The following is an 11,641-nucleotide window of genomic DNA, read 5'->3' on the forward strand; positions in this document are numbered from 1 at the left end:
TCTAACATCAAACTATTTAAATTAATCGTTTTTGTTAGAAATATATCATATAAAAAACATTATGATATGGCTGATGAGCTGGGCAAGTAGGGGCACGCTGCTACGGGTATGATGGCGGGCGGCGAGAGGTTGTGAGAATGTAGTGGGGGCTGGACAGCAATTCAATGTGAACTGCAGAGGTACGCAGATACACGCAAATTGACGGCTGACGTTAAGTGTTTCACCGCAAAGAGCGCAAAGTTCGCAAAGACATTGTAACCTTAACTTTGCGTCCTTTGCTGTGCAGTATTTCATAAATTTTATATTTTAACAGCCATGCCCACCACCGGCAGCACCAACAAACAACCGAGGCCACCGCCAGCACACATCACTCCCAACCCACGCTCAGCGCATGTGCAGAAATGAAGCAGGCTGGAATTATTCCTATTTCATTATTAACCACAGATGAACACAGATGAACGTAGATAGCGGTTAGTATGAGTTTTAATTTTTATTATATGGTTGATATCCATGTATAATTAAATTTTAGCTGCAATATCTGCGTTCATCCGCGTTAATCTGCGGTTCGAAACTCGCACGAATCCACAAGGCTGGCTGCCACCCTGCCGCCCTGACGGGCTGCGGTGGCAGGGAAAGTGCAGATGCCGAAGCGGCGGGTAATTGAAGACGCATTTCATTTAACGTTTTGCAGGTATGTAAAACCCTGGGTGTAAGGTAAGGGGCAAGCTCCGAAGAGGTGCAGAGTCGAGCAGAACGATGTTATCATCTACTTTAACTCAATCTTCATTACCTTTATGATGAATTATCTCCCAAATCACATTTTTATTTTGAACACAATTTCTGACTTGTCTTTCTCTAGTTGATAAGTTTGCTGTTTTTCCCGTTTTTACTTCAACGAAAACTATATTCTTAACTTCACCTTCACTCAACCCGTCAAAAATAACAAGATCCACTGGGGTTCCTAAAAATCTTACATTTTTTGGATTATATTTAAAATCTTTGAAAAAAGGTATTAAATGCTCCGTCACTTTGCCGGTTACAACTGCTTCGCTCCTCTTAATGGCATCTTCTCGAATCCTTTTCTCTTCTTGCTGCATCCAATCTCGAAATAATAACTCTGCTTTTTCTTTCGCTTGAGTTTCTAATTCTGTGGATCTCCACCCTTCAAAGAGTTCACGCCCACGGTTTTCAATTTCACCTTTTTGCTCTGCGTATTTCCAAAACAAAATAATTAAGAATATCACCAACAATATTACAAAAATCCACTCAATCATAGCATCACCTCATCCTATATCCTTATCAAGTTATTTTTTTATCCCTTGTTAAATGCCCTAAACAACGCGAGAGCGCAGTGTGGCACGAAGCAAAGCGAAGTGAGTTTTTCGTCTCCGAAAGTCAAATGTTGCGACGGCACACCCAAGCACAGCAGAGCTGCGGAGTATAGTTATTAAGATATAATTTTGATTTTTTAACAAAGTATGCATCAATCAAACACCATATTTTCTTTTGTGAGATACTCGCCGGAGTTGATCCTGCTAAGAGCTTGTTTGACCGCTGTTATAATACTTCTATCGGAAAGAACGTTTATAATTTCTGTCAATCGATCGATGTATTCAAGCATGTCATCATATTCGTCTTTGTAGAGCCAGACCCTGTTCGATTCAACATTAGTTTCCATACGACTTAATTTTGTTTTCAACTGTTAAATACTTCAGGCCATGTTCAACAAATACAAATGTGTGACCTGCGCGCCGTCCATGCATAGCTCCCCCCAACTCCATACGGGACAGGCTGCGCTGAACACTGAACCAAAACCCCGGGCAACAACCACGTAGATGGCGGTGCGTTCCTCCACCATGTACTCGAAACTCGCTTGAATCCACAAGGCTGGCTGCCACACTGCCGCCCTGACGGGCTGCGGTGGGAGAGTGTGAGATCGGGGAGATGAAATCGGCATTCATGCTATCAGTGGCGGCGATGTGGTCGGGGATCATACGGTGATGCTCTTTGGCTATGGTGAGTGTATCAAAGTACGGCACCAAGCAGGCGTTTGCTGGCGGGGCTGTGAGGGCTGCATAGTGGGTGATGGAGTGGGGGCCGGGGTGTACGGTATGGCTGATGTGCTGGGGCTGGGTAAGTAGGGTGTGAGTGTGGGGTATGTACGGGGTCGGTATATTGTGCGTGGTGTACGAGTGACTTCATGAATCTATCACGACGTACGTGGAGGTCGGGTTGGTTGTGTGGCTGGTGTGTTTTTGTGGGGTGGGTTGGATAGCTTAATACAGGAGAATGATGAAGAGTGTAGGTGATGATTGAAGTTAGTCCGGATGGATGTAGATGGACCATGTTTGGGTATAACACCAAATATGCGTGATATGCGAAGTCGGTTCGGATATACAACGTTGTGCGACATTGCCTGGCTAATTATTTCTGCATAATTACAGGTTGGGTAGCAGTTTGTGATCCAATTCGCATTGAAAATTGATTCAAGGAGGGGATTATAATGAAAAACGTTATTTCAAAACTCTTTCGGTGGCAACCGTCTCAGGAGACTCTGGTCACCGTTATCGCTGGTATTGTTATGATTGGCTTATCAATAGCACTGGGAGCCACTGAGAGTATCCCATGGATAAGCATCATCATTCGTGATATTGGGCAAATATCCTTGGGAATTCTCTTTCCCCTGCTATACATCCGACAACATGGCAATGACTTTATTAGCTTTGGCTTTAGCTTTAAGAAGTGGTATCTCTTTCTTCCAATCAATCTTGTTCTTGGGATACTCCTCCTCTTGCTGTTCTTGTCAGATGTTCCCCCTCCTGATGATTTTCGTTTGGACACGCCAATTTTGGGGGTAAGTGCCTTCGTTATGTTAGCTGTGATCTTTGAGATGGTGTTCTTTTACGGTTTTCTAAGGACCATGTTTGAACGAGCGTTCGGCATTGTTCCCGGAGTTGTTCTCTGTGCCGTATTTTACTCCTTGCATCATGTGGGATTTCAGCCAGAGTTTGGCAAACTGTTTGTTGTAGGGTTGATATTTGCTGTTGTCTATCGAATAGGTAACAGTGTCCTTTTACTATATCCCTTCTTTTTGGGAGTTGGTGCTACTTATGATGTTCTCATTCAGTCGGAGGAGGTTACACCTGTTTTATATCCTGAGATACGTACCTTGTATCTAACAGTGCTCATTCTGGGAATAATAATTTGGCTGTGGGTCAAGAGCCGACCAACAAAAAATAATATATAGAAACGCCAAGTAACGGTCGCATAACAGCGAGTATCTGGCTCCCCTTCGCTACGCAAAAATTGGTTCCAGTTGGTCGCCAACTTCAGGTACTTGCGAAACGTTATAAGCCATTTCGGCTATGCTTGATAAAGGTGAAGACTTATTAATAGCATTGAAATCTTTGAAAAGTATGCTCAAGAATATGATGAGTGGTTTGATGTAAATAGATTTGCCTATGAGTCCGAAGTTCAAGCCTTAAAGAAGTGCGTTCCAAAAAATAGTAAGGGTTTAGAGGTTGGAGTGGGTACGGGAAGATTTGCAGTTCCTCTTGGTATCAGGATTGGAGTGGAGCCAGCAAAAGCAATGGCAGATATAGCACAAAAACGTGGGATAGAGGTCTATAAAGCAAAAGCGGAAAAACTTCCTTTTGATGATTCTTCTTTTGACTTTGTATTGATAGTGGTAACAATATGTTTTGTGCAAGACCCTATTCAAGCACTCAGGGAAGCAAGAAGAGTTCTTAAACCGGGAGGATATATCATTATAGGTATCATTGACAAGGAGAGTTTTCTTGGCAAACTGTATGAATCAAAGAAGAATGAGAGTAAATTCTATAGTCATGCCAACTTTTATTCTACCAGACAAGTTTTGGATTGGCTTAAAAATTTTGAGTCTGAACATATCAAAACCTGTCAGACAATCTTCAAAAACCCCAAAAAAATAACTGCTATTGAACCTGTTAAAGAAGGTCACGGAGAAGGAGGCTTTGTTGTAATCACGGCACAGAAAAAGGAGGTATAAACATGAAAATAGGAATCGTAGTAATAATAATCAACATATTCAGGATAAGGGGAAGTGGCTCAGGAAAATAGAGAATATGGGGCTTACAGAGGCTGCTCACGAATTAAAATAGACTATTAGAATTTTAAAAGAAGCGAATAGACATATTGAATTAGCAAATAAGAAGATGGAAGAACATAGTGTCTCAAGACCGGGAGAGATATTCAAAACACAGGAGATACATAAAATGTCAAATAAAAATAAACAAACAGAAAGAATCATGAACTTTGAGCCAAAGCAGATCGGAGTTATTCGAACTCCATATACTGATAATGCACCGTATCAGCCAGTGAAAGAGGACGATGGGGATTTCCGTATAGTAGTTGAGCCACAATATACCGATGGACTCTATAAACTTGCCAAATTTAGTTACATCTATGTTATTTACCATATAGATCGTGTAAAGCAAGAGCAGTCAATGATTGTATCTCCTCCATGGGCTGGTGGTGTAAAGGTAGGCGTGTTTGCAAGCAGGTCCCCTGTTCGCCCAAATCAGATAGGGCTTAGCATTGTTCAGATAAAACACATCATAAATAACGAGATTTTTACATCGGGCCTGGATGCGTTCGATGGGACCCCTGTGCTTGATATCAAGCCATACATAAAAGACCTGGATGCAAAATCCGATGCTAATAATGGTTGGATCGAAGAAATGGATGACCATGAACATCTCCATTTACATATTAAAGGTATTCCCCACGATTATTAGACAAAATGCAGATGAATGCAATTGTATATAACTGAGCGTATCTGGCCCCGCTCCTCTTTGCGTAAATCCAGCTTGGTAGATGGACTTCAGATACGCCCGAAACGTTAGCTGAAATGCCTGATGGAGGAAAGCACAATGAGAAAATGCCCCTTTTACATAGTGGATGTGTTTGCTGAGGAAAAATATGCAGGTAACCAACTCGCAGTTGTCAGAGATGCAAAAGCTCTTTCTGATATTGAGATGCAACAAATCGCTAAAGAAATGAACTTTTCAGAAACAACTTTTATTTTGTCTGATCAGAAGTGCAATGGCGGATATGATGTCCGTATTTTCACGCCAAAGGAAGAGGTGCCGTTTGCCGGTCATCCGACACTGGGAACCGCTTATGTTATACAACACGAGATTATCAGAGAGCCTGTTGAGACAATAATCCTGAACCTGAAGATCGGGCAGATTCCTGTTACGCTCAATTACAGCAGTGAACAAATAGATATTTTATGGATGAAGCAAATGGCCGCGACTTTTGGTCGAGTTTTTGAGCCTGAGCAAATTTCGCAGGTTTTGAGCCTCAATAAAAGAGAGATGGACGATAGATTCCCTATTCAAGAGGTTTCTACGGGATTACCTTTCATTATAATTCCATTAAAGACTTTGGATACCTTGAAGCAGGCTAAGGTAATTAGAGATAAATACTTCGAGTTGATTAAAGATACGCAAGCCAAAGCGATGCTTATCTTTTGTCCCCAGACTTATGATAAGGAAAATGACTTGAATATACGGGTTTTTGCTGACTACTACGGAGTGCCGGAGGACCCAGCTACGGGAAGTGCAAATGGTTGCTTAGCCGGGTATTTAGTGAAATACCGTTATTTTGGAAATGATCAAATCGACATTCGAGTTGAACAGGGTTACGAAATAGGAAGGTCTTCGCTGCTTTACTTAAGAGCAAAAGACAAAGGAGAGAAAATAGATGTATCTGTCGGTGGAAAGGTTGAAATGATTGCCAAAGGAGAATTTATTTAGAGAGCACTTCAGCAAACAGTGTGCATCTGGTTCAGGCTGGGGGCCTTACTCAAATCACATTCGGCGATTTCAGCTACACGCAAATCGTTAGTAGAAATCCATATTGCCTTCGGTGAACACACACTTACCCACCCCACATCTTCTCGCGCTCACTCAAGTACACGACCTCTATCTTGCGGATGCAGTCGACTTCAGTCAGGGGTGGAAAGGCTGGGGCTTCATGAATCTATCACGACGTATGCGGAGGTCGGGTTGGCTGTGTGGCTGGTGTGTTTTTGTGGGGTGGGCTGGACAGCAATTCAATGTGAACCGTAGATGGACGCAGATACACGCTGATTGACGGCTGCCGTTAAGTGTTTCACCGCAAAGAGCGCAAAGTTCGCAAAGACGTTGTAACCTTAACTTTGCGTTCTTTGCGGTGCAGTATTTCATAAATTATATATTTCAACAGCCATGCCCACCGCCGGCAGCACCCACAAACACCCGTGGCCGCCGCACACATTCGGTCCGCAGCACCAGGGCCGGGCAGTTGTTCAAGTGCTTCAAAGGAGGGGCATGGGGCAGACTCTTGTTAAAGAATACATAAACATATTAAGCAAGGTGGGAGATTCGTGAGTGATGAAAATTACGACAATAGAAGGAAACTATCGGTCATTTGGGAGTTTAGTAATTCATTTTAGTTCCACATTTATCCAACCATTTGGATGCGTCCTAATTCGAGAATTTTTTTTCCCTTCAATATTATTGCACTCGACTAAAGCCATTTTCAAATTTCCGTTAATTTTACAAGCTTCAAAGTAGGCCCATAATATGTCTAAATTTTTCTTATGATGCTTAATTTTGCGTTCTAGTAACGGTTTAGTGGCCCTACTTTCAATTATACTCCAAATAAAATATATCATGTAACCATTCATCACCTGGTTTTTTGGATTAGTAATTTTCTCATAATCGTTTCTGGTATGTTTGCTAAAAAAATCTGTGTCAATTTTTTTTTCCCCATTGTCAACATCAAGTTTGAATTCAAAAGCAAACGATATCGATTCTTCAAGTTCATCGATAAGCGCAATATCAAATTTGCCATTATATTTAGATGTTCTGTCAACTTTGGGAATTCCATCCTTTTTAGTATAGAATTCCCTTGTGGGATATTCCCACCTAATGTTAAATTGTGTTTTATTACAAAGAAAATCATGAAATTTGTAATGTAGTAATTTTTCGTTGTTAAAATACAACGGATTTTCAATGAATTTATTGATCAGGGCTACAATTGTATTTTCAACAACATATTCAGTATACTCCAAATTCAATCACCTATTTGTATACCCCACAATCAATAAGTTTATCAATATAATCCAAACTTTCTTTAGCTTTATTTTTAATCTCCAACGAATTATGAATTGAAAGCTCTTCAAGGATTTTGATTTGTGAGTCCTTAATTTTAAGGGGGTATTTTTTAGTTTGCACATCATGAAAATGAAATAAACAAGTTTCTAAAAACAATTGAATAATTTCCTTTTTCTCATATACAATATCACTAATTTTTTCAATTAATTCTTTATTCTCACTCCATGAATAAAACATAAAACCTGTACTATAGAGATATGCTTTTGATTCTTCTGGTGGGAATGAATCTAAAAAAATAATCAAGTTTTTTTCAATAGCATCTTTTAAATTTGAAAATGAAGATTCAGTCCATTTAGGTACTTTTAAATTCATTCTATCAAAATCTAAAATTGAACTTTCTAAGTACCCAATCAAATCAAACCCATAATAAAACCCTACTAATTCTTTGTAAGGATAGTATGATTTTTCATTTGTGAGCCATTTGCAATATAGATCCAAAACCTTGTTATCGACAATTTTGTATTTAGGATCATAATTTACTTCTGAAAAAGTAGCAGCAAACCATGAGTCAAAAGCTTTTCCAACTTGAAAATTAATGATTTTATCATTCAAATTAAACATAAAATCATATTTCATTTTAATTTCGGGTGGGAGGAAACTATAATTAATTAAGAAACATACCCCAGTTTCAATTAACTCGCTGTCATCTGCAACTTCAATTTGTTGCATAAGTATTTTTTTAAGATATGTGGATAATTTTTCATAATTATATATTAGACATTTAATCAGTGGAATATTAATTTCAATTCCACATAATAATTTTCTATTAATTTTGTTAAGATATTCATATTTTTTTATTATACATTTAGCAACGAGAAATTGTACCTCGTCGTCAGAAATAGAAAGTTCTTTTAATTTGTCTTGAAATCTTTGAACGGTTTCAGCATTAAGACTGTATGCAAAACAGTAAGCAATTACCTTGCATGAATTAGGATTTTTAAATAATCTGTTTACATATTCTTTCATATAAATATCTAATTTATCGTACATATAGAATAATTTTGAAACAAAACTAACACTTGAATTATCCGCTACCCAGGAACTATAATCAAAATCTACTTCCAATTTAGGACTATAAATATCTATTTCAGGTATATCAAATGATAAACTAAGCAAAATTTCAATCACCAAATCTTTGGTACATTGATTAAAAAAATCATAATGTTTTAAAATCAAACCAAATAAATTATACCTAAGATGATTATATTTATTGCTGCCAGTAATGCTATCAAATTCCCAGTTTTTAATACTTGAAATTCGAGTTGATTGAAATAACTTTTCTACAATTTTTTCAAGAACACTCCGTTCGTCTCCATCCGCCTCAATTAATTTTCCAATGGCTTCAATATATATAGGATGAATGAATTCTAATTTTTCTTTCTCTTCAGTAAATTCAAAAGTATCATCATTATTTAGTTTAATGTAAAAACCCTTTTCAATTTTGATTCTAATAAACCGATGTCTAAATTTGTCCACACACTTTTCGAAATAATGTAGGTTGCTTGCCCCTAAAGGTAAACAATGTGAATAAATCTCTTCCAAGTCATCAACTTCAAAATCTTGATTAATGTATAATATGTGCAAAAACAATTTCTCATATTCATCTAAATACTTGATTTCTTCTTTGATAAAAATCACTTGTCTTTTAGCCTTAACAATTGATTTGTTTATACTATCTTCTTGAAATTCATCATATTTTGCATTTTCAAGAAAGTGCCAAATCTCACCAGGCAATACAAGTTCGTTTATAATCTTTTCAGTATTATCAATAACAATAAACTTTTTATCTTCGTTTAATTGGATATATTCTAAGTTTTCACTTAAAATTCCCTTTAGTAACCCTCTATCATAATTTGAAAAATTCAATTTCACAATGCATTCATTGAACTCATCTTTCAGTCCTTCATAGCTTAATTCATTGTTTGATCTTTGGAATTTATCAAATATATCAGTCCGAGAAGAAAATATAAATTTTGAATTAACATCTGGATATTTTAGAATTTTAATTATCAAAGGAACCCATTTATTCACAAGAGCAGGTTCATATTCAATAGCTCCAAAAACATCATCAATTATGAAAACATTTCTATCGTTTATTAATTTAAAGAATAACTTGCTTTTTTTATCATCTCTTGAATTGAAAAGTTCTATTAAAGATTTCTTATCATCTTGAATTTTATATCCGTCATTTTTTAATTTATTTGCAACATTTATGATGCTAGTTGATTTTCCAACTCTTGGTTCACCCACAATAGTAATAATATTTGATTCAGAAATTTTTCTTAAAATTTCATCCCAGTTATTAGGTTGAATGAAAACACTTAATTCTTTTTCATAATTTGATTCAAATGCACTTTTAACTGGAGATTTTTTTCCGATTTGATACTCTTTTAAATTCAATCCCTTGACAATAGCATCCATATCTTTCATTCTTAACTTATAACGGGCATTAATCCGTTTCATTTTATCAATAAGATAGTCAGCGGTAACAACATCAAACCATGTACGTGCACGCTCACCAATTTGTGTGATGTTGTAATTGCTCCCCTTTTCAAAATAGCCCCAACATTTAATTCGACCAAGCTTTTCTTCTTCAATATGCTCAAAATTTACTATTCGAATTTGATTTAATTTTTCCAATAAATCGAATTTTTGCTCTTTTAATTGTCCAAATAAATTCTTAGGTAATGATATTTCCTCCTCGTTTTTTATAACTACCCAGTTCCCATTTTCATTTCCAATTACCTTTCCTTTGTATGATTTTAAATCAATAATAGCTATTCCCTTTTCAGTTAAAATTAAAACATCAATTTGAACTTTTGCTAGACGAAAATTTGAAAGAATGTATATATTTTCATCTGTGTTAGCATATTTTTCATAAATGACATCATATAGTTCTTTAAATTGATTCCATTCATGCTCATTTTCGAATTCCTCAATGCAAAAGACCTTCACTACCATATCGTTTAATTACATAATTCTTAAATTATTTAATACTAGTGTTTATACTTTCGTTGTTTTTGAAATAGTGTAATTTGTGTTTCTATTTCTCAAGATTGCATTTATCTACCCCCTGAACCACCGCCCAAACCACTCCCTTCCCTCATCATAATACTCCACAACAACCCCATCAAGATACTCTGTACCCACACCCTTTACAACCCCCTTGACCTCCTCCAGCGAAACCCTGGTCTGCCTGTCATACAAAAATATAATCCTCGGCAGCACACCCCCACTCTGCGCCCCATCCTCTATCATCCGCTTTGAGGACTCATTGAACCTCTCAACCTTATTGGCAATAGAGGCAGCAGATGTCTCACTCTCAAACTCGATCACATTCGTAATAGAATGCCCGAACTTCATTGACCTGTCGGGCTTGCAGTAGATCAAATCAGGCATTAACAACCGGTTTTTCTGGGTACACGGCCACGGAAGACTACTTGTATTTACCACCTTTATCCAGTCCACAGCATCAGAATTCTCACCCACATATTCCCTGATCTGCGGCAGCACGTCTTCATGAGATAACTGTTTTGTCGGATTATTATTACTCCCGCCCTTTCCGTTAAAGGTTATCTGCGCCCTGTACTTCAGGCACCCTCGCTTAAAATCATGCGGACACCTGTGAAAAGTACACCAGAAATACTTCGGCCTGTCAGAATTGGTCTCATCAAGGTCAATATATTCCTTATGCTCATACCATATCTTAGTCCCAGGCCTGTGCCACTGTACCTTTGAATCCGTACTGCACAACCCGCAGGCATAGTACATTTTTTCATTCAATTCCATTGTTACCATCATTTACCACCCTGATTTTTTCATTTTCACTCAATATTCAATCTGCAAGCCAGTCTTCGGTCTTCTTTTTATCCACTTCAGTAGGGCTTAGGAACACCACATTCCCGTCTTTCGTCTTTCGTGCATACCGTATGGCATTCTCCCTGTTGTGAAAACGGGTAGGCGTAGACGCACACGATACCGGCATCTCAACATCCTCGTCATTCTCCAGGGCCTCAAGGTAGCCGGGTTTATATTTCGGTATGCGGTAGCCGAATTTCTTAACCTTTTTGCATTCCACTATACTGCCGTCTTGCAGTTCAACTGGTACAAGCTCTTTCTCTGGCATCGTATCCCTCCAATTTATTGTGCCACGGTACCATGGCGCCATAGTGCCACAGTACCATGGCAAAAGATATATACTTTACTGTACTAATATGTGAATGATGGGTGGCGTAGAATAAAAAAATCAACGAAAAGGTGGGTAAATGGCCTCAATAGAAAATTACACGTTAGAGGATCTGGTAGCCGATATTATATACTGGACCTATTTGATCATTAAAAAAACACTCGAATTTATCATTGATGCGATTATTTCAATAATTGCCATTATCATCGGCGTTATCATCGGATTGATCCTTGGTTGGATCTTGTTTGATGAT

The 11,641-nt window shown here is 37.9% G+C and carries 12 protein-coding genes; 6 read left to right on the plus strand and 6 right to left on the minus strand.

Going from position 1 to position 11,641, the window contains the following annotated elements:
* Positions 1-776 precede the first annotated feature (776 nt).
* Both HF974_10540 and HF974_10545 read right to left on the minus strand, forming a co-directional pair.
* On the minus strand, positions 777-1,274 hold the full coding sequence (locus HF974_10540; GenBank protein ID MBC2698744.1) for a Holliday junction resolvase: 498 nt from the start codon (positions 1,272-1,274) through the stop codon (positions 777-779).
* Positions 1,275-1,483: 209 nt separating this feature from the next.
* Positions 1,484-1,678: a hypothetical protein gene (locus HF974_10545; GenBank protein MBC2698745.1), complete on the minus strand. Its 195-nt coding sequence runs from the start codon at positions 1,676-1,678 to the stop codon at positions 1,484-1,486.
* Between the two features lie 301 nt (positions 1,679-1,979).
* On the opposite strand from HF974_10545, the gene HF974_10550 reads away from it, so the two are divergent.
* The 5 genes from HF974_10550 (at position 1,980) to HF974_10570 (ending at position 5,798) form a co-directional block, all read left to right on the plus strand.
* Complete coding sequence (locus tag HF974_10550; protein MBC2698746.1) at positions 1,980-2,141, plus strand: hypothetical protein; 162 nt, start codon at positions 1,980-1,982, stop codon at positions 2,139-2,141.
* Positions 2,142-2,503: 362 nt separating this feature from the next.
* Complete coding sequence (locus tag HF974_10555) at positions 2,504-3,247, plus strand: CPBP family intramembrane metalloprotease (GenBank protein MBC2698747.1); 744 nt, start codon at positions 2,504-2,506, stop codon at positions 3,245-3,247.
* A 141-nt stretch (positions 3,248-3,388) separates the two neighbouring features.
* Positions 3,389-4,027, plus strand: coding sequence for a class I SAM-dependent methyltransferase (locus tag HF974_10560; protein MBC2698748.1), 639 nt, complete (start codon positions 3,389-3,391; stop codon positions 4,025-4,027).
* Between the two features lie 259 nt (positions 4,028-4,286).
* Positions 4,287-4,775 carry a tRNA (N6-threonylcarbamoyladenosine(37)-N6)-methyltransferase TrmO gene (tsaA, locus tag HF974_10565; GenBank protein ID MBC2698749.1) on the plus strand — a complete coding sequence of 163 codons (489 nt, stop codon included), beginning with the start codon at positions 4,287-4,289 and terminating at the stop codon, positions 4,773-4,775.
* Between the two features lie 135 nt (positions 4,776-4,910).
* Entirely contained in the window at positions 4,911-5,798 is an 888-nt protein-coding gene (locus HF974_10570) for a PhzF family phenazine biosynthesis protein (protein ID MBC2698750.1), read from the plus strand.
* Between the two features lie 671 nt (positions 5,799-6,469).
* Here the strand turns inward: HF974_10570 and HF974_10575 are convergent.
* The 4 genes from HF974_10575 to HF974_10590 all read right to left on the minus strand — a co-directional run bounded on the left by HF974_10575 (position 6,470) and on the right by HF974_10590 (position 11,328).
* Complete coding sequence (locus HF974_10575; protein ID MBC2698751.1) at positions 6,470-7,099, minus strand: hypothetical protein; 630 nt, start codon at positions 7,097-7,099, stop codon at positions 6,470-6,472.
* Between the two features lie 10 nt (positions 7,100-7,109).
* A complete protein-coding gene (locus HF974_10580; protein MBC2698752.1) occupies positions 7,110-10,163 on the minus strand; it encodes a hypothetical protein in 3,054 nt (1,017 codons plus the stop codon).
* A gap of 105 nt (positions 10,164-10,268) precedes the next feature.
* Positions 10,269-11,000, minus strand: a complete 732-nt coding sequence (locus HF974_10585) for a hypothetical protein (GenBank protein MBC2698753.1) — start codon at positions 10,998-11,000, stop codon at positions 10,269-10,271.
* A 37-nt stretch (positions 11,001-11,037) separates the two neighbouring features.
* Positions 11,038-11,328 carry a hypothetical protein gene (locus tag HF974_10590; GenBank protein ID MBC2698754.1) on the minus strand — a complete coding sequence of 97 codons (291 nt, stop codon included), beginning with the start codon at positions 11,326-11,328 and terminating at the stop codon, positions 11,038-11,040.
* 139 nt (positions 11,329-11,467) lie between these two features.
* Here HF974_10590 and HF974_10595 point away from each other — a divergent pair.
* Positions 11,468-11,641: hypothetical protein (locus tag HF974_10595; protein ID MBC2698755.1), on the plus strand; the 174-nt coding region annotated here is incomplete at its 3' end.

It is taken from the genome of ANME-2 cluster archaeon (assembly GCA_014237145.1).
Classification (GTDB): Archaea; Halobacteriota; Methanosarcinia; order Methanosarcinales; family Methanocomedenaceae; genus Methanocomedens_A.

What these genes read in the sequence shown, in the direction of transcription:
- HF974_10570 (MBC2698750.1), top strand. Translation starts at nt 4,911, where the DNA reads ATGAGAAAATGCCCCTTTTACATAGTGGATGTGTTTGCTGAGGAAAAA.
- HF974_10590 (MBC2698754.1), bottom strand. Translation starts at nt 11,328, where the DNA reads ATGCCAGAGAAAGAGCTTGTACCAGTTGAACTGCAAGACGGCAGTATA.
- HF974_10540 (MBC2698744.1), bottom strand. Translation starts at nt 1,274, where the DNA reads ATGATTGAGTGGATTTTTGTAATATTGTTGGTGATATTCTTAATTATT.
- HF974_10585 (MBC2698753.1), bottom strand. Translation starts at nt 11,000, where the DNA reads ATGGTAACAATGGAATTGAATGAAAAAATGTACTATGCCTGCGGGTTG.
- HF974_10555 (MBC2698747.1), top strand. Translation starts at nt 2,504, where the DNA reads ATGAAAAACGTTATTTCAAAACTCTTTCGGTGGCAACCGTCTCAGGAG.
- HF974_10545 (MBC2698745.1), bottom strand. Translation starts at nt 1,678, where the DNA reads ATGGAAACTAATGTTGAATCGAACAGGGTCTGGCTCTACAAAGACGAA.
- tsaA (MBC2698749.1), top strand. Translation starts at nt 4,287, where the DNA reads ATGAACTTTGAGCCAAAGCAGATCGGAGTTATTCGAACTCCATATACT.
- HF974_10580 (MBC2698752.1), bottom strand. Translation starts at nt 10,163, where the DNA reads ATGGTAGTGAAGGTCTTTTGCATTGAGGAATTCGAAAATGAGCATGAA.